Origin of the sequence: Rhizobium sp. BK112, assembly GCF_014193215.1 — a bacterium.
Lineage (GTDB): Bacteria > Pseudomonadota > Alphaproteobacteria > Rhizobiales > Rhizobiaceae > Rhizobium > Rhizobium anhuiense.
In genome coordinates this window covers 183,421-203,819 of record NZ_JACHYZ010000011.1, presented here as the reverse complement: position 1 = coordinate 203,819, position 20,399 = coordinate 183,421, and the positions used below count along the sequence as shown (strand labels likewise).

The window sequence follows — 20,399 nt, the reverse complement described above, 5'->3', positions numbered from 1 at the left end:
CCGCGCGCACTTTTGGGCGCACAAAGGACGCTCTAACACTTTCAATCCTCCTATTGTGCTTGATCAGCCGCATCGGGGCTCCGACCAGGGCAGGCAGAAAAGCCTTTGCCTCCTTCGGCCGCCCTCGTCGTCTCAACGCATAGCCGCACCTTCCGGGACGTCGGCGAGCGGCTTGACCATGAACAGGCACGGATGGTCCTCGTGCCAGAGCTTTGCAAAGACCTCCGCGCGCACGAAGCCGTTCCGGTCATAGAAACGCCGCGTCGCCTCGAATTGTGGCTCGTCGCAGCCGCGCGGGGCGAGCGTCTTGACTGTCAGCAACCGGGCGCCCGATTCATGGCCGAAGCGTTCGGCCGCATCGATGAGATGTCGTCCGGCGCCGCGACCTTGGTGTTCGGGTCGTGTCGCAATCAGCGCGATCTCGACGGCGCCGGGCGGGTGCGGCTTAAGCGCCATCAACGCCGTCACGACATCTCCTTCGATATAGCCGAACACCGGCAGGTCTTCGACCGCCCGGGCGCTCGCTTCGATAACCTCAGGTTCTGAAAACCAGTCGGGCAAAGCCCCCATGATCGATCGGCAGAGCTCCGCCTTGCCCGTCAGGATCTCCACTGTCCTTCCCATTTTTTCTCGCTTTCATCAGGTCGATTTAAACTTGACTCTTGTTATCACCTTAAAATAGACACTGCAATCAAATCGTGTAGTTTCTCTCGAAGAGGCCCGCCAAGACCGCACCCGACCAGCAACGACAGAGCCTGATTTTCCATTTGTAAAAGGGTACAGGACAATGCAAGCATTGCATCGTGATGTGAACGGAAATGCCGTTGTCAACGCCATGATCGAAAACAAGGACAAGCTCCTTAGAACGATTGAAAGTGTTGTCAAATCAAAGTCATATTCGGAGGATATCTTTCAGGACGGAGTCATTAAAGCCTATGGGGTCAAGACCGACGGCATTCGCTGCCCGATCGGTTACGCCTTCCGGATGGTCTATAATCTCGCACTCGACGAAAGCCGCCGCCGACGCCAGCAGATGAACAACTATAGGTCGATAGACCAGGTTCAGGAGATGACGGCTCCCATCCCCACCGTGCTCGACCAACTGGTCGCCGCCGAGACCTTGCGCAATGTGCTTGCCTCGCTCGAGGCGCTGCCGAAGCGAACCAATGACGCCTTCATTCGTCATCGCCTCAACGGCGTGCCGCAGAAGGACATCGCAGCCGAACTCGGCGTCTCAAGGACCCTCGTCAACTTCATGATCAAGGCGGCGGAGGAACATTGCCATCTGGCAATCATAGAACCTGCCTCCCGCCCTGATCATGCGAGCCGACAGGATCCTACCGTTTCGCTGCGTGCAGCGCCTGCTGCAAATCGCTCCACAGCAGTTCCGGCTCTTCCAGGCCAACGGCGAAACGAACCGTCTGCTCGCTCACGCCGAACCGGATGAAAGAGGTCATCCGGTCGGGGATCTGCAGCGCGACCTTGGCAGGGACCACCAGCGTTTCCGGTCCCCCCCAGCTGACGCCGAGGCGGATGTCGCGAAGGCTGTTTACGAAGCGTGCAACATCGATATCGGGATTGAGATCGAAGGCGAACAGCCCCGCATAACCCGTGAGCGTTGCCCGGCCGGGATGGTCCTGGAACACCGGATGACGAACGCGTGCGATCGCGGAATGCTCCTTCAGTCGCCCGGCCAGCAAAAGCCCGCTGCGCTCGTGCTCTTTGAGACGCACGCGCAGCGTGCGCATGCCGCGCAGCAGCAGCCAGGCCTCGAACGGTGAAAGCTTGGCGCCGACATAGGGGTAGGACGTGGCATTGATCCTGGCGATGGCCTCCTTCGAGCCGACGACGATGCCGGCGACCGTATCGCTGTGACCGCCGAGATATTTCGAGGCGGCGTGAATGACGATGTCGACGCCATGCTGGATCGGTTTCTGAAACAGCGGCGTTGCCCAGGAATTGTCGATGACGGTGGTAACGCCGGCCTCCTTTGCCATGGCCGACAGCGCCGCAATGTCCTGAAGCTCGAAGACGAAGGATGTGGGGTTTTCGAGGTAGAGCAGCTTGGCGCCCGACAGCGCCTTGCGGACCTCGTCGTGGTCGGCAGGATCCACGAAGTCCACCGCGACCCCGAGCCTGCCGAGCAGCTTCACCAGAAGGCGGTAAACATCGTTGTAGAGGTGACGGACCGCAACGACCCGGTCGCCCGCCTGCACGAGGCTCAGAATTGTCGATGTGATGGCGGCCGTTCCGCTCGAGAAGGCACGTCCGTCCTCTGCGCCCTCGAGGCGGGCGACCAGGAGTTCGAATTCGCGGACCGTCGGATTGTCGCCGCGCGAATAGATATAGTTGCGGGTACGACCGGCGAAGACATCCTCCATCGCCTCGTAACTGTCGTAGGTGAAGAGGGACGTCTGGAAGATCGGCGGAGACACGGCGTTGAATGCTGCCGGATCGACAGGCGTAAAGAGATCGTCGGCGGTCGCATGGGCGCCAAGGTCGTGCGGGTTGATCGACTGGTTCATGGTCATCCTCTCATGGACAAAAGCTGGGATATGGACGGATGGAGGTCAGATGGTCGGCGGAGCGCTGCCGCAGCGCTCGAAGTGCGCTCATCAGGCAGATGGCCGACAGCAAGCCGGTCAGGGCCGAGGCCAGGAATATGGCTGCCAGCAGACCTGAAAAGCCGAAAAAGGGCGGCAGGAGCGCCATCAGCGGAAAAAGCAGATACCCATTCTGCGCCAGGCCGATGGCAACCGCCGCTTTCGGTCTGCCCTGAGCCTGGAAGAGGATCAGCACCGTTTGCCGCAGACCGAACAGCAGAAGCGGAAGATGGGTTGAGATGATCGCTTGCCCCGCAATATCAATCACCGTGGGATCGTCGGTGAAGAAGGAGGCAAGCTGTTCGGAGAAGGCGAGTGCGGTGAGCCCATAGGCGCCACTCACTGCACTGGTGACCACTGTCAGGATGCGGGTTGCCGACAGCACCCGGGCCATATCGCCTCGACCCCAGGCAAAGCTCAGGATCGACTGGGCCCCGAGCGAAATGCCGATGACGGGGAGCGTTCCCACAGCAAGCAGCCGCAAGGCAATGCCAACGCCGGCGATGCCGGCTTCTCCGTGATAGGTGCCGGCGAGCGACACCATTGCCGCAATCGCGCCTGCGGTTGCGAGACTGGTCAGCGTCGTCGGCGCGCCCACGGCAAGAACCGCTCTGAGAGAGCCGATATCTCTCCACCGCCAGCCAAGCGTCAGCCTGACCGTTCCAAGCCGCCTGGCGTGGTAGGCGCCATAGATGCAAAGCGCGACGAGCTGGGACAGGATGGTTGCGATTGCAACGCCCTGCAGGCCGAGACCGAAGCCGAAGATCATGATCGGGTCGAGGATCATGTTCAGCGCAAAGCAGGCGACCAGCGTCCACATGCTGAAGCGGGCATTGCCCTCTGCGATCGCCAGGAAATCGAGAATGATCTGCGCCATCGTCAGCGGCACCGAGATCGCAATGATCATCAGATAATGCTGCGCGAGCGGCTGAAGGGCAGGCGTGGCACCGAACAGCAGCAAATCCGGAAATGCGACGATCGCAATAGCGCTGGCCGCGCCGAAGACGACACCGGCCGCAAGGCTGATCGAGGCGATGATGCCGGCCCGGGATCGGTTGCCGGCGCCGAGCATCCGCCCGACCTCTGTTGCGACACCGACGCCGATCCCTTCGCCGAAGGCGGCGATGAGCATCAGGATCGGCAGGACGATCATGATCGCCGCGATCTGGTCTTCCCCGATCATTCCGACGAAGACCATGTTGATCGTGTGATGGGCGGCGTTGATCGACAGGCCGAACATGGCCGGCAGTCCCAACCGAAGCAGCAGCCTGAGAAGCTGGGGATTGGCCAGGTCCTCCGGTGCGAGGCGCCGCCGTCTCCGGAAGCTGCCGCTTGCGTCGCTCATGTCGTTCATGACGCAGGCACCCAGAGACGGTCACCGAAGAAACGCTCGCGGCCGAGCATCACCAGCAGCGCCCGCTTGTGTGGAAAATCGAAATGTTTGACCTTGGCAAAACCGGAACGATCGAGGTTGCGGATCTGCTGCTCGTGACTGGCGCGCGGCTCGCCGACGATGCGCTTGGTGCGCGGATCGTCCAGGAAGATGAAATGCATCAGCGACGGAAGCCAGGCGCTGATCCATTTCTTGCCGCGATAATCGGGCTCGCCGATAGCGACATGCCAACCGCGATCATAGTCGTCGGCATCGTAAAAGGGACCGAGCCGGTTCTCCTTGGCCCAGTAGACTTCGAAATAGCCGAAGGGGATATCTGCGAAACTGCCGATCAGCGGCAGGACATGTGGATCGGCGATCCTCTCTTCCAGGATCTCCCGATGTTTGTCGATCGAGCCGGCATCCTCCCAGATCGTGTTGACCTGTTCGTCGTTCATCCAGCGATGAAAGACTGCAAGATCGGTCTCGGGATCGGCCACCGTGAAGGTGATATCCCGCTCCAGCCAGGGGATGAACCGCCTGTAGATGGTGCCCTTCGGCTTTGCCGGCCGGCGCGGATGATAGCGGCCCGCAGTCATCTCCTGCACGGGCGGCAGGGGATAGGATAGCTGCGGCAGCCAGAGCGAGGGCCACTGCCACAGGATCGCCGAATCGAGCCCTCCGCCTGCGTCCGCAAGGTGTCCGGGAAGGCTTGTCTGATGCCCTTCGAAGACGACTGAGGTGATCGAGCGATCTTCTGCCGTCACCGCTTCGGCCGCCGCCATCAGAAGCTCCGGCGATTGAACCGGATCCCCATGGTAGAAGGTCACCGACGCTACGCCGGCCTCCACCTCGAATGCGGCTTCGTGGTGGCCATAGGCGGTCTTGAGGTGAATGAGATTGGGCGCGAGACTGACGTAGCTGCGCGACTGCAGAGCGCGCCTTTGTTTGTCGGCGTCGAAATCCATGATGTTCTCCTTGCCGAGTCGGGCCTTTGGCGCTGTGAGCATGAAGCGAGCTCTTGCGCCGATTTGGTAGAATGACGATCCATCTCCCGCCGAATTTAGGGATAAGCGAAGAAAAAAATTCTCATCAATTTTCTAAACTGCGGCCTGCCGGATCCGTCATTTGCGCATGACCATCATCACCGCAGGAGCTGCGAATGAATAATCTTGAGCCCCACGACGATCTCTGGATCGCCGTTATCGACACCGAGCGTCGCTACTCGGTCTGGCCGCAGGACAAGCGGATTCCCATCGGCTGGGAGCCCGCGGGTTTTGCCGGTTCGCGCCAGCAATGCCTGGCGCATATCCGTGAGGTCTGGGCGGATCCGCGTCCGCTCTCCTTGCGCTTGGCGATATCAGCAGATGCGCGTCTCTGAAACGGCTGGATGGCACGGATGAACAAGCAGATCACAAACTTTGCAGATGCCCACCCGACCGATGCGGCAACGGACGCGGTCTTCGAGAGCTTTCCACTGACGATCGCACAGAAGCGTATCTGGTCACTGGAGCAGATCGGCAACTACACGGTCTTTCCCGATCAGCTCATTGGGCTGCGATTGAGCCCTGCGGTCGACGTCAAGACGATTGCCGGCGCCTGCCGGGCGCTCGCGGCGCAACATCCGTCTCTCGCCATCCGCTTCCGGCGGCTTGCGGGCGGCCGCGTCGAGCAGTACCGCGGCACACCAAATGCTGTGCCGATCGAGATTGTCGGCGAAGGTGCTGTTCTTGACGAGCCGGATGCACTGGCCGCACAGAAAGCCTTTCGCGACAGACGCTTCGATCTTCTTGCCGGTCCGCCGGCGCGTGTTCAGATTGCCCTGCTGGCCGGCGGCCAATCGCTTCTGACGATCGTGCTTCATCCGATTATCGCAGACGACCGCGAGAAGTCGGTTCTTGCCGGCTCCCTGACGCGAATTCTCGATGGCAGGCCCGCCGGTGAGACGCAGCCGGCAGAAATCTTGGCCGGAACGCGGGAGGCTGAGTGGCTGCAGACGGAAGAGGCGCAGCAATCCCTCTCCTATTGGCGGGATACGATCGGTCTCGATTACGCAGCCTCGACCTTTCCCACCCGCTTCAACAGTGGTGGACTGGCAGGCGTGGCACGTGCTCAGCACGAATTTTCGATCGAGCCCGATCTCTGGGAAAAGCTCGAGCAGCATGCGCAGCAAAAGGGATATCCGGTCGAGCGCGTGCTTCATGCCGCCTTTTGCGCCCTGTTGGCACGCTATAGCGGCAACTATGCCTTGCTGACCGGGCTGCTCATCGCGCGGCCCCAGATGGAGCACCTTGCCGACCGTGGCCGTGCCGAACAGGTCCTTCCCCTCATCCTGTCGCTGACGTCGAGAAATTCTCTCGACGATGTCATTGCTGCGATCTCATCGGCGACCGAGGAGGGGCTTCGCCGGCTCGTGCCGCTGGAGCGAATCACGCAGGAATTGGTGGTCGACGAAGCGGCTGCCCAGGAAGCCGTGGTCAAGGCCCTGTTCGAATTCCGCGAGCCGTATCCGATCCCCGCGCACGCAACAAATCTGGAGCCACTGGGTGCGCGCGCCGACAGCGAGCTTTCCCTGGTGATCGAGGCAGATCTGAATGGGGCCGCATCCGGGCTGATCGATTATGCGCAGGATCTCTATGACAGCTCCCTGATTGCCCGTGTCTCCCGGCATTTCGGCCTGGTGCTCGAGCAGATCGTCGCGCGGGACAATGTGCGGATCAAGGATATCGAACTCGTCGGCAGCGGCGAGCTCGACTGGTTGTCTGCGCCCTACGAAGACGACGTCATCAACGATGACAGGCCGGTCTACGAGTTGATCGCAGCCCATTCGCGCCAGACGCCTGACAAGACGGCGATCGTCTACGGCGACGAGGAATGGAGCCATGGCTGGCTGGAAGCCAACACCAACCGTCTCGCACATCGGCTGCGGCATCTCGGCGTTCGAGCCGAGGTGACGGTCGCCATCTTCATCAAACGCTCGCCGGAGGCCATCGTCGGGATTCTCGCGACGCTGAAGGCGGGCGGCGCCTATATCCCGGTCGAGCCCGACCACCCGCCGGTGCGCAACCATCACATTCTGCGCGACGGCGGCGTCAAGATCGTTCTGACCCACAGCTGGCTTCGCCATCGGCTGCCGGAAGAGCTCGACACCATTATCCTCGAACTCGACAAGATCGATCTCGACGGCGAGCCGGATACACCGCTTGATGTGCCGATCCACAAGGATCAACTCGCCTATGTCATGTACACCTCCGGATCGACGGGATTGCCGAAGGGCGTGGCCGTCGAGCACGGGCCGCTGACGCACCATCTGCAAAACACCTCACGTGTCTATGGCATGAGCTCGGCGTCCCGCGAGCTGCCGTTCCTGCCTTTCAGTTCGGATGGCGGGCACGAGCGATGGATGAACCCGCTGATGGAAGGCGGCAGTATCATTCTTCCCGATCAGCCGTTGTGGACGCCGGAAGAGACGTTGACGGCCATGCGCAAGCATGGCGCCAACAATGCCAGCATTCCCACAACCTATCTGCAGCAGCTGGCGGAGTGGGCCGATATAACAGATGGGGCGCCGCCGATGCGGCTTTACTCCTTCGGCGGCGAAGGGCTGGCGCAGCCAACCTTCGATCTATTGTCGCGGGCGCTGAAATCGGAATGGCTGATCAACGGCTACGGGCCGACCGAAACGATCATGACGCCGATGGTCTGGAAGGTGAGGGCCGGCACGAAATTCCAGGGGGTCTATGCTCCGCTCGGCCGTGCCGTCGGGCTAAGGCGGGTCTATGTGCTCGACCCCGACCTCAATCCGTGCCCGATCGGCGTCACCGGCGAGCTCTATATCGGCGGCGAGGGCGTCGCCCGCGGTTATCTCGGCAAGCCGGACACGACGGCGGACCGTTTCATTCCCGACCCGTTCTCCTCGGAGGGCGGCAGGCTTTATCGTTCCGGCGATCTGACGCGTTGGCGTGATGACGGAACCGTCGAATTCGTCGGTCGCGTCGACCATCAGGTCAAGCTTCGCGGCTACCGGATCGAGCTCGGCGAGATCGAAGCGGCGCTCCTGCAGCAACCCGGCGTCGGCGAGGCCCTTGTGGTTCTGCGCGATGACGATGCCGGCGGCGAAAAGGCGCTCGTTGCCTACGTCGTCCCGAAGAAGGACGAGACGCTTGACGTCGAGATGGTCCGCGCCGGCCTCGAACGCAGCCTGCCCTCCTATATGGTGCCGGCCGCGGTGGTCGAACTGGAAAAAATGCCGACCAATCCGAACAGCAAGCTCGACCGCTTTGCGCTGCCGGCGCCGCAACCGATCAAGCGCGCCATCGTGGAACCGGCATCGGCTCTCGAAGAGGAGGTGCTGGATGTGTGGCGTCAGGTTCTCAAGCTGGAAGCGATCAGCGTCGAGGACAATTTTTTCGCGATCGGCGGCAATTCGCTCGGGGCGATCCGCATCCTTTCGCTGCTCCGGCAGCGCCGGCCGAAAACCCCGCTCATCGTCGCCGATATCTTCAACAACCCGACCATTCGCTCCTTTGCCGGCGTGATGGAGCAGGGGGATCAGCGGGATCTGTCTGAGGTGATCGTGCTGCGCGCTTCCGGCGCCAAGCCGCGGCTTTATTGCTTCCCGGGGCTTCTCGTCAGCACCCGCGAATATGTGAAGCTCGTCGATTATCTCGGCGCCGATCAACCGGCGACCGGCTTCATTTGCCACTCGTTGTCCGAGAAGAAGGAAGTCGGCGCTCCGATCGAAGAGATTATCGAGAGCTACGTCGATTATATCAGGACGCATAACAAAGGCGCGCCCTGCTATTTCCTCGGCTGGTCGTGGGGCGGGCTTCTGGCCTACGAGGCCGCCCGCACCCTCGGCAACGAGGTCGACGTCAGGATGATGGCGATGGTCGACGTTTGCGACCTCGGATCGGAATTTGCGATCGGCGCCAAGCCGCGCTTCCGGCCGGGCGAGCGCGACGCGCTTCATAAAGATGTGCAGGCGTGGCTTGGACGAACCGCGATGCGTCCCGAATGGGACCGGCTGCTGTCGACGATGGATGCGGATACCTACGATCAGTTCCTGCGCTTCGTCGGCGACGAAAAGGATCCGCTTCCGAACGACGGGCCTGACATCAGTAGCCGCGAACATACGTTCTGGGTACTGATCGACAATGCCCTGATCTTCCGCAAGCACCGGCTCGTTCCCCACGATGTGCCGATCTATCCTTGGGCTGCCGACGACAGCCTCAACCGCGGCCTCAACCTGATCGACTGGCGCCGCCTGTCGCCACGGGCGCGTGCCGCCGAAATCATTACCGGCACCAACCATCTGCATATGATCGGGTCTCCCGCCTTCCACTCAAGGCTTGCCCTGCGTCTCAAGGAAACAGAGAAGGATATCGCATGACCGTCGCTTTTGCCCGCAGGGATGCCATAAACGAGCCGCTCGATATCGCCGGCATTGGCATCGGCCCTTCCAATCTGAGCCTCGCCTGCCTGTTCGAGGCGGTGCCGGAGATCAGGAGCCGCTTCTTCGAACGGCGCGACTCCTTCGACTGGCATCCCGGCATGATGATGCCGGGCGTCGAGCTGCAATCGTCCTTTCTGAAGGACCTCGTCACCCCGGTCCTGCCGACCAGCCGCTGGTCGTTCGTCTCCTATCTGGTGGCGCACAAGAGGCTCTACGCCTTCCTCAACGCCAATTATGACGCCGTTCCCCGGCAGGAATTTGCACGTTATCTCGCCTGGGTCGCCAACGGCCTGGACGGCCTGCGCTTTGGAACCGAGATTCGCGACGTCGAGCACCGCGACGACCGCTTCTTCCTGCGGTTCGACAATGGGCAGGAAGAAGCCCGCAATCTCGTGATCGGCACCGGATCTTCGCCCTTCGTGCCCGACTGGGCAAAACCGTTTCTGGGCGCCGATTGCTTTCACAACAGCGAGGCCAAATCGCGTCTCAGTGGTCTCGGTGCTGCCCGTATCGTCGTGGTCGGCGGCGGTCAAAGCGGCGGCGAGGTCGTCGAAGCCTTGCTTGCCGATCCCGGTTCCATGAATGAGCTGACATGGATCAGCCGGCGTCATAATTTCGAGCCGATCAACGACACCCCGTTTTCGAACCAGGTTTTCTCGCCGGAATACGTGCAGGCCTATCTGAAGCTCGGCGGCGAGCAGAAGCAGGCAGCCTTGAAGAACTCGATCCTGACCAGCGATGGCCTGTCGATTTCGACGATTCATTCGATCTACCGCCGCCTCTATGCGTTGCGCTATCTCGAGCCGGGCACGCTCAACGCATCTCTGGCGCCCAATCGCGATGTGATCCAGATGGAGAGGAACGGCAATGCCTACCGGCTCATCGTCAGGAACCAATTCGACGGCGGAATCGAGGTGCTGCATGCAGATGCGGTGGTTCTGGCAACCGGCTACCGGTTCCGGTTGCCGGAGGCTCTCGGTTCGCTGGGTGAACGGATAGTGCTCGACAGAAACGGCTATCCCATTCTCAACGACGACTACACGATGCAGTGGACGGGGCCGAGGGGCAACCGGCTGTTCGCGCAGAATGCGGGCCGGTACTCGCACGGTATCGCCGACTCCCAGCTCAGCCTCATGGCCTGGCGCAGTGCAATGATCGTCAATACGCTTCTCGGCCGGCAGCATTTCGATGCGGAACCCGACAATGCGCAACTGGCCTGGGCGACGGAGACCGCTTCCGCAATGCCTCATCAGTTCCGGGCCGGTTATTCGGATGGCCTGCTATCGTCCTGAAATAGCCGTGTAGAAATGCCAGGGAGGCCGGATTGAGAGCAGGCAGCCAGCGCGACGACGTGCTGGCTGCCGCTTTCGATCAGACGGTGCTGCCATCGCCGATCGCGATCGCCGCCTGTTATGACAGGGATGCCATCTTTCCAGGAAAAGGCGATGTTGCAGGGATCCTCGCGCAGCCCGACGCCGAGTGCCTTCAGATGGCTCTCCTTGAGCGTCCAAAGTGCAATGGCCCCGCGCGCGCGTTCCTGCGCAGGCAATTGCGCGAGCCAGCGCCGTTCGTCTGCGCTGCAATAGCTATCCCATGCCGCCTCTTCGATCTCGGCGTCGGCACGCTCGCAGTCTATTCCGACGTAATCACATCCTGACGCGACAGCGACCGTCACCAGTCCGTCGGCATTGGCAAGGCTGAATTGCGGGCTATCACGCCTCTCAATTCTCAGCTTGCCGTGTTTGTCCGGAGACAATGCGACCTTGCCCGGCGCTGTCCCGGTATGCACGCTCAATAGCCGCCGCAAGAGATAGCGGCCGGCAATGAACGAGGCGCGATCCCGCTCGAACCGGTAGGTCGCGGCGCGCTCCTGTTCATCCTGCGAAAGCGACTGCAGCCAGCGGTTCCAGTCGCCTTCATTCCTGGAATACGGCCAGAGCGTGATTTCGATGCCGGCAGGTTGGTTTTCTGGTTGCTGCATGGATCCAGTATCTGTCCCCCGGACCGATTGGCAAGCAGGCAGGTGCTTGCCGGCCTTGTCCAACGGTTCGCCTCCATCAAGTGCCGGAACTGATGACTTTAGCGCAGTTTCTCAACGGCGATGGCAAGACATGTCTTGAACGCGGCAAGGTCGGTATAGAGTGCATCCGGCGACGCGTCTCCGATGATCAGGACACCGCCGCGCCGCTCAATTCCGGCATGCAGCATCAGATTGTCGGCCAGGCCGAAATCCTCGATCGCAATCCCGTTCGGGTCTCGCAATCGGCCTTCCGCATCATAGGCGACGGCGCCGCCATAAAGATCGCTCACGCGTCCGCTGTGGTCGCGGGCCACATTCGTGTAGGCGAAGACCGGCTTACCGCTTGCGCACATAAAGCCGAGTTCGAAAGCCGTCCCCGTATCGGCGGCAATGCCGCGAAAGGGCGTCAGATTGGCGATGATCGCATCAGCCTGCATCATCATCTTCTCGTCCACCGCGTTGATCGCCGCGGCCCGCTCGCGCTTCGAGTTCGTCTGCGGGATTTCCAGATCGCCGGGCGAGAGCGGGAGAAGTCCCGCCTCACGGGCAAGTGCCGCTTTGCGGTCGAGGATTTCACGGGCATTGGGAAGGAAGACTTCCGGACCGGCGAGATAGACTTTTTTCGTCATGAAATTGCACCTGAAAGGGATGGGCTCGGCAACCAAAATATCTTCCCCGCTGTAGCGCGAAGAAGGATTTCAATCCAGTGGGCGAAACCGCCCATGCCCGGTTGCTTAAGCACACTCAGCGGAAAAGATCGGGAAGTTCCGAGCGTGCAATGTCCCGCAGCCTGATCGCTTCCGCCATGTCTATCGAGCGATAAGGAGACCGTAGACGGGTGCCCACGGGTCCCCAATTGCCGATGGCAGACAACAGTTTGTCGAGAGCGGCGTTCGAATAGCCGAATTCCTGGCGGAAGGGGACGATATGCAGGTCCATGAACGCGCGGATGCGCCGTTCCAGATCGAGTGCGGCATCGATATTGGTTTGCATCGATGTCGTCCAGCTCTGCGCACCGCGGGGGCTAAGGCAGGCGACATTGGAAAAGGAACCGGCCGCGACGCCCTCTTTGATGCCGGTTGCGAGATGATGACCGGGAACGAAAAGCGACAGAGCGGAAAGATGCCGGCGCGCCTCTGCGTACCAGAGGCCGTCGCCGTCGGCGAGCTTGATGCCGATCACGTCAGGGGCGGCCGCACAGACCGCGCCGAGTTCCTTTGGCGTCAGCACGCGTTTCGCATGCGGCGGATTGTAGAGGATGAGCGGAATTCCGTCGGCAGCATTGGCAGCGCGATTCAAGAAGTCGATCGCTTCGGCATTGGTGAGCGGCCACCAGTCCGGCAATATGACCTGAATGGCGCGGGGGTCGAGCGAGGCGGCACGGCGGACGCGGTTGAGCATGATCGATGGGTCCGGTTGGCAGGCCCCGATCACGAAGGGGGTTGAGGATGCTTTGCAGCGTCCAGCCAGCATCTCCTGGATCCTGTCGAATTCCTCCTCCGTCTGATTGTGGAATTCTCCTGCTGTGCCGTTGGAATAGATGCCGTCGACGCCGGCCTCGATGAGGATGTCGATCTCCTCGGCGAGTTTGTCGAATTCGATGCTGTCACCGGCCGCAATCGGCAGAAGCAGGCTCGCCCAGTTTCCGCCGATGGCGGCACGCGGCATCTTTGCGTTCATCTGTTTTCCCCAATGAATGACGGATCAATCGAGGTCGTCGCGGATGCAGGCCTTGAAGTGGCCGGGCGCGACCTCACGCAATTGCGGAACGGCGCCGGCGCAGGCCTCGAGAGCACTGGGACAGCGCGTGCGAAAGACGCACCCGCTCGGCGGATTGGCCGGACTTGGAATATCGCCTTTCAGGATCTGCCTGTCGCGACGGGCATCCGGATCGGGCGATGGGATCGCCGAGAGCAGGGCGCGCGTATAGGGATGCTGTGGTCTCGCATAGAGATCGGCGCTCGGCGCGATCTCCATGATACGGCCGAGATAGAGTACGATCACCCGGTTACAGATATATTCGACGACGGCGAGGTCATGCGAGATGAACAGCATTGTAAGGCCAAGCCGCTGCTGCAGGTCGCGCAGCAGGTTGATCACCTGCGCCTGGATCGACACGTCGAGCGCCGAAACCGGCTCGTCGGCGACGATGAATTCGGGCGACAAGGTCAAAGCGCGGGCGATCCCGATGCGCTGGCGCTGACCACCGGAAAATTCATGCGCGTACCGATTGATCGCCTCGGCAGGCAAGTCGACCTGGGCCAAGGCCGACAGCGCCCGATCGAGCCTGTCGCCGACGCTGCCGATCCCCTGGATTTTCAGTCCCTCCGTCAGGATTTCGCCGATCGTGATGCGCGGCGACAGGCTGGCGAAGGGGTCCTGGAAAATATACTGCATGCGCGGCCTTTGCCGTCTGAGCGCCGAGGCCGAAAGCGTGGTGAGTTCCGTTCCGTCAAAGCGGACGCTGCCGGAAGACGGTTCGACGAGCCGCAGGACGGAACGCCCGATCGTGGTCTTTCCGCTGCCGGATTCGCCGACAAGCCCGACGACTTCACCCTTGCCGATGTCGAAGGAAATACCCTGAAGAATGTTCAGTCGCGTGCCGCGGGAGGTATAGTGTTTCGAAAGGTCGCGGACGGAGAGCAGCGGTGCGCTCATCTAGATCTCCTGCCACCTGATGCAGCGGCTGCGGTGCTGCGGATTGACCTGTTCGAGCCCAGGCACGACGGCGCGACAGGCGTCGATCGCGAATGTGCAGCGCGGGGAAAAGGCGCAGCCGCTCGGCATGTTCATCAGGCTCGGGACCATGCCAGGAATGGCGGCGAGCTTTTCGCCGGCCTGTTTCATCCGCGCGGCGTCGCCGAGGCGAGGCATGGAGGCGAGAAGACCCATGGTATAGGGATGCTTCGGATTGCGGAAAACCTCGCCGACCGGCCCTTCTTCGACGATGCGGCCGGCGTACATCACCGCGACGCGATGGGCGATTTCGGCGACGACGCCGAGATTGTGGGTGACGAAGAGCATGGCCATGCCGCGCTCACGCTGCAATTTGAGAAGCAGATCGAGAATCTGCGCCTGGATCGTCACGTCGAGCGCCGTGGTCGGCTCATCGGCGATCAGCAGCGCCGGATCGCAGGCGAGCGCCATGGCGATGGTGGCGCGTTGCCGCATGCCGCCCGAGAGTTCGTGCGGATATTGGCCGGCACGGCGTCGGGCGTCCGGAATGCCGACGCTTTCAAGGAGCGCGACGGCTGCGTCCATCGCCTTCTTGCGGTCCGCCCCGCGATGGACGCGGAGCGGCTCGGCGATCTGGTCGCCGATCGTGAAAACGGGATTGAGGCTCGACATCGGCTCCTGGAACACCATGCCGATGTCGTCGCCCCTGATCCTGCGCATGCTCTCTTCGTCGAGGCCAACAAGATCCTGGGCCGCGCCGCCGCGCGTCGTCAGGCGGATACTACCCGCGGCGATCGCACCGATGCCGCGGGTGAGCAGCCGCATGACCGACAGGCTGGTGACAGACTTGCCGGAGCCGGATTCGCCGACGAGTGCCAGCGTCTCGCCTGCGGCAATGCTGAGGTCAATATCGTTGACCGCCGTGATCTCGCCGCCGCGGACGCGGAAGATCGTTCGCAATCCCCTGATGTCGAGTACGGGTTCGGCGGTCTGTTCCATCAGCCGTCTCAGTTCAGCAGGCCGGTCGCACGCAGGATCTCGTCGATCCGCGCCGTTTCCGCATCGTTCAGGGAGGCACGCGGCCGCGGCATGACGGCGGTGTCGATGATGCCGAGGCTTCGCATGGCGGTCTTGAAGGCGCCGATGCCGGCGGCGCCGCCGCTGACGCGGCTCTGTGCAACCCAAACGATTTCGAAGAGGCGGCAGAGACGCTCCTGCTCCTTCCTCGCGGCGACCCAGTCGCCGCGCTGCGCAGCATCCCAAAGGCGGACATAGCCGTGCGGATCGACATTGGCGATGCCGGGAACGACGCCGTGGGCGCCCATCAGCAGGGCGTTGTCGACAACGATCTCGGAACCGGTCATCAGGAAGACGTCCTTGTGTTTGGCAAGGTCGAGAAGCGCATAGCGGAAGTTGCCGTCGTCGCCGCTGGAATCCTTGAGGCCGATGATGGCGCCTTCCCTGGCAAGCGTGACGACGGTCTGGCGCTGCAGCTTGACGTGAACGCAAACGGGAATGTCGTAGGCGACCAGCGGAACGTCCACCGCGTCTCTGACATAACAGAAATGATCGAGGATCTCGGATTGGCTGGTGACGGTATAAAATGGTGCCGTCACCACCACCGCGTCGGCGCCGGCGGCCTTTGCGACTTTCGCATGGGCGATGACGCGATCCGTGGTCGGGTCGATGACGCCGACGATGAGCGGCACGCGGCCATTCACCACCTTGGCCGAATGTTCGATGATTTCGCGCCGGGTCTTCTCGTCATGGAAGATCACCTCGCTCGTCGAGCCGAGGACGAATACGCCATGGCAGCCGGCACCGATCAGATGTTCGAGCACGCGTGTATAGGAAGGATAGTCGACGGTAAAATCCGGATTGAGCGGTGTTACGACGGGAGGGACGACCCCCTTGAATTTGGTCATTTTCGCTTCTCTCGATTGTCAGTTCAGTTCGGCACGCGGGTCGAAGGCATCTCTGAGGCCATCGCCAATGAAGTTGATCGCAAGCACCGCAAGGATCAGCGCGGCGCCGGGGAAGAGCCATTGCCACGGATATTGTTCGAGCACGGCCGTTGATCGGGCCGCGTTCAGCATGTTGCCCCAGCTTGCCGCCGGCGGAGCGATGCCGAGACCGAGGAAGGACAGGCCCGCCTCGAGCAGGATGGCATTGGCGATCTGCAGCGTCGCATAGACCACGAGGATATCAATCGAGTTCGGCAGGCCGTGGCGGAAGAGCAGATGTCCGATGCCGGCGCCCATGCCGCGGGCGGCCAAGACGAAGTCGCGCTCACGCAATTCCAGCAGCCGGGAGCGGATCATGCGCGCAAGCAGCGGCCAGGAGAGCAGCGAGATGACGAGGACGGTCGGCCAGATGCCGGTGCCGGCAATCGAGGCGAGCACAAGCAGGAAGATGACGGGCGGCAGCGTCATCACCAGATCGACGAAGCGCATCGAGACGGCATCCGCCCAGCGCCCTGCAAGCGCCGAGATGGCCCCGAAGAGAAAGCCGATGATCGCGGAAAGCGTGGTCGATGCGACGGCGACCAGAAGCGAAATCCGACCGCCTTCGAGCACGCGCGCAAAGACATCGCGGCCGACGCCGTCGGTTCCGAACCAGTGCTTTGCCGTCGGGCCGCTGTTCATCGCCAGAAGATCGATGTCGTTCGGGCGGAAAGCCCACCACAGCGGATAGGAAAGGATCAACAGCAGCATCGGAAGAGCAATGCCGACGCCGGCAACGGCGGCGCGGTTGAGCAGAAAGCGGTCGAAAGCGCGGGCAAGCGGCCCCGGGCTGCGGCGTTGCGGGGAGCGTGCCAGCATGCTCAGCCCACCTTGATGCGCGGATCGACGACCGCATAGGTGATGTCGGTCAGAAGATTGATGACGATAACGCAAGTGCCGATGACGAGCGTCGCCCCCATGATGACGGGGTAGTCGCGGGTCTGCACGGCATCGACGAGCAAAAGACCCATGCCCGGCCAGTTGAAGACGCTCTCGATGAAGATGGCGCCGCCGATGGCAAGCCCGATGGTGGAGCCGATCAGGGTGACGATCGGAAGCAGCGCATTGCGCAACGCGTGTTTGGTGATGACCCAGAATTCGCGCACGCCCTTGGCGCGGGCCGTGCGCACGTAATCCTGGTTCAGGACTTCGAGCAGCGAAGCGCGCATGTAGCGCATGATCAATGCAGCTTGCGCGACGGATAGAAGTGCCGCCGGCAGGATCAGATGGTGGAGGAGATCGCCCACCGAGAACGTCTCGCCCGGCGTCAGCATGCCGCCAGACGGCATCCAGTGCAGGCGGACGGAGAAAAGATAAAGGCCGAGCAGTGCGCTGAGGAATGCCGGGCTCGAAATGCCGGCAAGCGCAGCCACCGATAGGGAGAGGTCGGCGAGCGAATTGCGGCGAACGGCGCCGATCACCCCGCAGGCGATGCCGACGACAATGGCGAAGACAAGGGCTGTGCCCATCAGCAGCACTGTCGGCCCGATCCGCGATAGCACCAGACCCAGAACCGGCTGGTCGAGACGCTTGATCGAATAGCCGAGATTGCCCGTCACCGCCTGCTGCAGCCAGCCCAGATACTGAACGGGCAAGGGCTGATCGAGCCCGAGGCTTCTGCGCAGATCGGCAAGATCCGACGGTGACATCGGCAGGTTCGGATCGATATAGGCATCGATCGGATCGCCTGGCGTCAGGCGCAGCAGCAGGAAGATCAGCATGCTCAGGGCGACGAGCATGCCCATTCCCATGATCAGGCGTCTGAGACTGTATCGGAGCATCGGCAATCCGTATTGTCGGGCCGTTTGTCAGGCCGTCTTGTCAGGGTGGCCGAAGCCACCCTCAAGGCTTTGCGGAAAACGCCTATTCGGCGATCGACCATTTCTGCGGGTCGGCCTGGTAGGGGCCGCCGCCCGGAGCCGGCGTCCAGACGAAATCCTTCACCTTGGTCGAGACGATGCCGTAGCGGTTTGCCACCCAGAGCGTGGCCCAGGGCAGGTTCGTGTTCATCACCTTGCAGACGTCCTGGTAGGCCGTATTCCGCTTGGCGCTGTCAGGCTCGGCAAGCGCGCTATCGAGTGCCTTGGTGAGGTCGGGCATGCGAACCCTGGCAACGTTCGGTCCGGCCGGAGGGATCTGCTTCTCGTTGAGGCCGACGTTGATGCTGCCGGCATCCGGCCCGTTCTGCAGCCCGGCATAGACCATCTGGAACTGGGCGATATCCGGCGTCGCATTGAGCACGATGCTGTTATAGGTCGGGGCATCGACGGCGCGCGGGACGATGTTGATGCCGACCTGGGCAAGCATTGCCTGGACTGCCGCAAGGACGTTGGTCGCCAGCGGGGTGGTGTAATAGGTCAGAAGCGTGATCGGCTTGGCGCCGTTGATCTGATCCCAGCCGGCTTCCGTCAGCAACTGCTTGGCCTGCTCCGGATCATAGGCATAGGTGTCGATATCAGGCGGTATCAGCTGTTCGGCGACATAGGCGCAGTTGGCGGGCTTTGCCGCGCCGCCGTAGAGGCTCTGGATGATGGCATCGCGATTGATCGCGTGCATCACCGCCTTGCGGACACGCACGTCCTTCCAGAGCGGGGAATCGTGGTTGAAGCCGAGATAGTTGACGACGAAAGAGTCACCTTCGATGACCTTGAAGTCCTTGTTGTCCTTGAAGGTCGGCACATCGTTGGAATCGACGTAAGTGAACTGGATTTCACCGGATCTCAGCGCTGCGATCGCTGCGGCCGGGTTGGCGAAATAGCGATTGATGACGCGTTCCAGGGCGGGCTTGCCACCACGATAATCGGTGTTTGCGGCAAGTTCGACATACTGGTCCGAGACGTATTTGGTGAATTTGAACGGGCCGGTGCCGATCGGGGTGGTGGACCACCAGGTGTTCTTCGCCAGCTGGTCGGCCGGTATGGAGGAGAGCGCATGCTCGGGCAGCATCATCACCTTGGTCATCGTGTCGAGAAGACTGCTGCTGGGTGCGCTGAGCTTGATGACGACGGTGTGATCGTCCGGCGCCTCGACGGACGATATGCCCTTCAGTCGGGCGGCGAGCACCGAGCCGGATTTCACATCCATCGCAAGGCCGATGGTGAACTTGGCGTCCTTGGCGGTGAAGGGCTTGCCGTCATGCCATTTGGCATCGGCGAGCTTGAACGTGTAGGTCATCTGATCCGGGCTGACCTCGTAGGAGCTTGCCAGTGCGCCAACCACCTTCTGCAGCGTCTCGTCATAGCTGACCAGCGGTTCGTAGTAGATGCTGAGCCAGGTGAAGCCGGCGGTCGCGGCAAGCGGATTGAAATTGCCCTGGAAGCCGCCGGGGCCGACATCGAAACCGCCGGACAGGGTGGCGGCCTGAGCCTCTGTTGCAGCGCCCGAGACGACAAGAGCCGGCACGGCAACCGTCGACAGCATGGCGCCAAGCGCGATGGCGGATAATCTAGACAGTCTTTTCATGTGTTCCTCCCATGTTTGAACTTGTCTTGTTGTTGGCAATCACCCGGGCAATGCCCTCGTAGTGACGATCCAGGCGTCTGCGCGCCTCCTCCAGATCCCTTGCCTCGATCGCATCGACGATCGCGGCGTGATCGCGCCACGTCGCCATCGGATCGGTATTTTCAAGGTTGACGAAATCCGATGCCTTGTAGAAGGCGAGCCAGAAGACATCGATCAGCCGCACGAGCGTCTCATTGTCCTGGCAGCGAAACAGCAGTCGGTGGAACAGCTGGTCGTCTGTCGCAAAGGTTTCACCGCGCTCGGCATGGGCGCGCATGCGGTTGACGGTGGCGCGCAGTTCGGCGATGTCCTCCTCTGCGATCACCTCGATCGTCTTGCCGATCAAGCCCACTTCCAAGGTGCGCCGGATTTCGAGGACCTCCTCGATCTGCCGCAGGGCGCCGCCGAGGCCGTAAGCGAGATTGTCGAGAAGCGGCTCGAAGGAAAAGGCCTTGACGAAGATGCCGACGCCGCGCCGCGTCTCCAGCACGCCGACCGATTCCAGCGCCTTGATGCCTTCCCTCAGCGAATTGCGACTGACGCCGAGCTGGGTAGCGAGCTCTCCTTCGGCCGGAAGCAGGGTTCCGGGCGCCAGGCCATTATCATCGATATAGGCGCGCAGGCTTTCCTGGACCGATACGTGCAACAGCGGGGCGCGCGTCAGCGGCTTCATCGATTTCAATGTCATTTACCCCGGTCTTCTTCTGGTTTCGCCCATATGATAAAGTCTACATATCCACTTGTAGGATATCTGTCAAATGGGCAGGTT

18 protein-coding genes are annotated in these 20,399 nt (G+C 61.8%); 4 read left to right on the top strand and 14 right to left on the bottom strand.

Annotation, left to right across the window (positions count from 1 at the left end; all coding sequences use genetic code 11):
- Positions 1 to 132 precede the first annotated feature (132 nt).
- Positions 133 to 624 (bottom strand): GNAT family N-acetyltransferase, encoded by a 492-nt coding sequence (locus tag FHT75_RS27070; protein ID WP_063474047.1) that lies wholly within the window; start codon positions 622 to 624, stop codon positions 133 to 135.
- A 163-nt stretch (positions 625 to 787) separates the two neighbouring features.
- Here FHT75_RS27070 and FHT75_RS27065 point away from each other — a divergent pair, with 163 nt between their 5' ends.
- The gene (locus tag FHT75_RS27065; protein ID WP_082849674.1) at positions 788 to 1,447 is read left to right on the top strand and encodes a sigma-70 family RNA polymerase sigma factor; all 660 of its coding nucleotides are present in this window, start codon (positions 788 to 790) and stop codon (positions 1,445 to 1,447) included.
- Here the strand turns inward: FHT75_RS27065 and FHT75_RS27060 are convergent.
- From FHT75_RS27060 to FHT75_RS27050, 3 genes are read right to left on the bottom strand one after another with little or no spacing between them, the layout of a single operon-like run.
- Positions 1,338 to 2,525, bottom strand: coding sequence for a PLP-dependent transferase (locus FHT75_RS27060; protein WP_063474049.1), 1,188 nt, complete (start codon positions 2,523 to 2,525; stop codon positions 1,338 to 1,340). The two genes, FHT75_RS27065 and FHT75_RS27060, sit on opposite strands and share 110 nt — an antisense overlap.
- A gap of 10 nt (positions 2,526 to 2,535) precedes the next feature.
- Positions 2,536 to 3,957: an MATE family efflux transporter gene (locus FHT75_RS27055; RefSeq protein ID WP_063474050.1), complete on the bottom strand. Its 1,422-nt coding sequence runs from the start codon at positions 3,955 to 3,957 to the stop codon at positions 2,536 to 2,538.
- The gene (locus FHT75_RS27050) at positions 3,954 to 4,943 is read right to left on the bottom strand and encodes a GNAT family N-acetyltransferase (RefSeq protein WP_088930327.1); all 990 of its coding nucleotides are present in this window, start codon (positions 4,941 to 4,943) and stop codon (positions 3,954 to 3,956) included. Before FHT75_RS27050 ends, FHT75_RS27055 begins: the two co-directional genes overlap by 4 nt.
- A 194-nt stretch (positions 4,944 to 5,137) precedes the next feature.
- On the opposite strand from FHT75_RS27050, the gene FHT75_RS27045 reads away from it, so the two are divergent.
- Genes FHT75_RS27045 through FHT75_RS27035 form a run of 3 tightly spaced genes read left to right on the top strand, consistent with a single transcriptional unit; the run spans position 5,138 to position 10,722 of the window.
- Positions 5,138 to 5,356, top strand: coding sequence for an MbtH family protein (locus tag FHT75_RS27045; RefSeq protein ID WP_028759240.1), 219 nt, complete (start codon positions 5,138 to 5,140; stop codon positions 5,354 to 5,356).
- Between the two features lie 18 nt (positions 5,357 to 5,374).
- Entirely contained in the window at positions 5,375 to 9,367 is a 3,993-nt protein-coding gene (locus tag FHT75_RS27040) for a non-ribosomal peptide synthetase (RefSeq protein ID WP_063474173.1), read from the top strand.
- Entirely contained in the window at positions 9,364 to 10,722 is a 1,359-nt protein-coding gene (locus tag FHT75_RS27035) for a lysine N(6)-hydroxylase/L-ornithine N(5)-oxygenase family protein (RefSeq protein WP_063474052.1), read from the top strand. Before FHT75_RS27040 ends, FHT75_RS27035 begins: the two co-directional genes overlap by 4 nt.
- Here the strand turns inward: FHT75_RS27035 and FHT75_RS27030 are convergent.
- From FHT75_RS27030 to FHT75_RS26985, 10 genes are all read right to left on the bottom strand, one after another.
- Positions 10,695 to 11,411 carry a 4'-phosphopantetheinyl transferase family protein gene (locus tag FHT75_RS27030; RefSeq protein WP_063474053.1) on the bottom strand — a complete coding sequence of 239 codons (717 nt, stop codon included), beginning with the start codon at positions 11,409 to 11,411 and terminating at the stop codon, positions 10,695 to 10,697. The genes FHT75_RS27035 and FHT75_RS27030 overlap by 28 nt on opposite strands.
- A gap of 98 nt (positions 11,412 to 11,509) precedes the next feature.
- On the bottom strand, positions 11,510 to 12,079 hold the full coding sequence (locus FHT75_RS27025; RefSeq protein WP_063474174.1) for a nucleoside 2-deoxyribosyltransferase: 570 nt from the start codon (positions 12,077 to 12,079) through the stop codon (positions 11,510 to 11,512).
- 115 nt (positions 12,080 to 12,194) lie between these two features.
- A complete protein-coding gene (locus FHT75_RS27020; RefSeq protein WP_063474054.1) occupies positions 12,195 to 13,130 on the bottom strand; it encodes a dihydrodipicolinate synthase family protein in 936 nt (311 codons plus the stop codon).
- Between the two features lie 24 nt (positions 13,131 to 13,154).
- Positions 13,155 to 14,108, bottom strand: coding sequence for an ABC transporter ATP-binding protein (locus tag FHT75_RS27015; RefSeq protein WP_063474055.1), 954 nt, complete (start codon positions 14,106 to 14,108; stop codon positions 13,155 to 13,157).
- On the bottom strand, positions 14,109 to 15,125 hold the full coding sequence (locus FHT75_RS27010) for an ABC transporter ATP-binding protein (protein ID WP_063474056.1): 1,017 nt from the start codon (positions 15,123 to 15,125) through the stop codon (positions 14,109 to 14,111).
- 8 nt (positions 15,126 to 15,133) lie between these two features.
- On the bottom strand, positions 15,134 to 16,051 hold the full coding sequence (locus FHT75_RS27005; protein ID WP_183845263.1) for a dihydrodipicolinate synthase family protein: 918 nt from the start codon (positions 16,049 to 16,051) through the stop codon (positions 15,134 to 15,136).
- 18 nt (positions 16,052 to 16,069) lie between these two features.
- Complete coding sequence (locus FHT75_RS27000; protein ID WP_063474058.1) at positions 16,070 to 16,948, bottom strand: ABC transporter permease; 879 nt, start codon at positions 16,946 to 16,948, stop codon at positions 16,070 to 16,072.
- Positions 16,949 to 16,950: 2 nt separating this feature from the next.
- Complete coding sequence (locus tag FHT75_RS26995) at positions 16,951 to 17,910, bottom strand: ABC transporter permease (protein WP_063474059.1); 960 nt, start codon at positions 17,908 to 17,910, stop codon at positions 16,951 to 16,953.
- Positions 17,911 to 17,992: 82 nt separating this feature from the next.
- The gene (locus tag FHT75_RS26990) at positions 17,993 to 19,591 is read right to left on the bottom strand and encodes an ABC transporter substrate-binding protein (protein ID WP_183845264.1); all 1,599 of its coding nucleotides are present in this window, start codon (positions 19,589 to 19,591) and stop codon (positions 17,993 to 17,995) included.
- Positions 19,575 to 20,318, bottom strand: a complete 744-nt coding sequence (locus tag FHT75_RS26985) for a FadR/GntR family transcriptional regulator (RefSeq protein WP_063474061.1) — start codon at positions 20,316 to 20,318, stop codon at positions 19,575 to 19,577. Before FHT75_RS26985 ends, FHT75_RS26990 begins: the two co-directional genes overlap by 17 nt.
- Positions 20,319 to 20,399 lie beyond the last annotated feature (81 nt).

What these genes read in the sequence shown, in the direction of transcription:
- FHT75_RS27070 (WP_063474047.1), bottom strand. Translation starts at nt 624, where the DNA reads ATGGGAAGGACAGTGGAGATCCTGACGGGCAAGGCGGAGCTCTGCCGA.
- FHT75_RS27065 (WP_082849674.1), top strand. Translation starts at nt 788, where the DNA reads ATGCAAGCATTGCATCGTGATGTGAACGGAAATGCCGTTGTCAACGCC.
- FHT75_RS27060 (WP_063474049.1), bottom strand. Translation starts at nt 2,525, where the DNA reads ATGAACCAGTCGATCAACCCGCACGACCTTGGCGCCCATGCGACCGCC.
- FHT75_RS27055 (WP_063474050.1), bottom strand. Translation starts at nt 3,957, where the DNA reads ATGAACGACATGAGCGACGCAAGCGGCAGCTTCCGGAGACGGCGGCGC.
- FHT75_RS27050 (WP_088930327.1), bottom strand. Translation starts at nt 4,943, where the DNA reads ATGGATTTCGACGCCGACAAACAAAGGCGCGCTCTGCAGTCGCGCAGC.
- FHT75_RS27045 (WP_028759240.1), top strand. Translation starts at nt 5,138, where the DNA reads ATGAATAATCTTGAGCCCCACGACGATCTCTGGATCGCCGTTATCGAC.
- FHT75_RS27040 (WP_063474173.1), top strand. Translation starts at nt 5,375, where the DNA reads ATGAACAAGCAGATCACAAACTTTGCAGATGCCCACCCGACCGATGCG.
- FHT75_RS27035 (WP_063474052.1), top strand. Translation starts at nt 9,364, where the DNA reads ATGACCGTCGCTTTTGCCCGCAGGGATGCCATAAACGAGCCGCTCGAT.
- FHT75_RS27030 (WP_063474053.1), bottom strand. Translation starts at nt 11,411, where the DNA reads ATGCAGCAACCAGAAAACCAACCTGCCGGCATCGAAATCACGCTCTGG.
- FHT75_RS27025 (WP_063474174.1), bottom strand. Translation starts at nt 12,079, where the DNA reads ATGACGAAAAAAGTCTATCTCGCCGGTCCGGAAGTCTTCCTTCCCAAT.
- FHT75_RS27020 (WP_063474054.1), bottom strand. Translation starts at nt 13,130, where the DNA reads ATGAACGCAAAGATGCCGCGTGCCGCCATCGGCGGAAACTGGGCGAGC.
- FHT75_RS27015 (WP_063474055.1), bottom strand. Translation starts at nt 14,108, where the DNA reads ATGAGCGCACCGCTGCTCTCCGTCCGCGACCTTTCGAAACACTATACC.
- FHT75_RS27010 (WP_063474056.1), bottom strand. Translation starts at nt 15,125, where the DNA reads ATGGAACAGACCGCCGAACCCGTACTCGACATCAGGGGATTGCGAACG.
- FHT75_RS27005 (WP_183845263.1), bottom strand. Translation starts at nt 16,051, where the DNA reads ATGACCAAATTCAAGGGGGTCGTCCCTCCCGTCGTAACACCGCTCAAT.
- FHT75_RS27000 (WP_063474058.1), bottom strand. Translation starts at nt 16,948, where the DNA reads ATGCTGGCACGCTCCCCGCAACGCCGCAGCCCGGGGCCGCTTGCCCGC.
- FHT75_RS26995 (WP_063474059.1), bottom strand. Translation starts at nt 17,910, where the DNA reads ATGCTCCGATACAGTCTCAGACGCCTGATCATGGGAATGGGCATGCTC.
- FHT75_RS26990 (WP_183845264.1), bottom strand. Translation starts at nt 19,591, where the DNA reads ATGAAAAGACTGTCTAGATTATCCGCCATCGCGCTTGGCGCCATGCTG.
- FHT75_RS26985 (WP_063474061.1), bottom strand. Translation starts at nt 20,318, where the DNA reads ATGACATTGAAATCGATGAAGCCGCTGACGCGCGCCCCGCTGTTGCAC.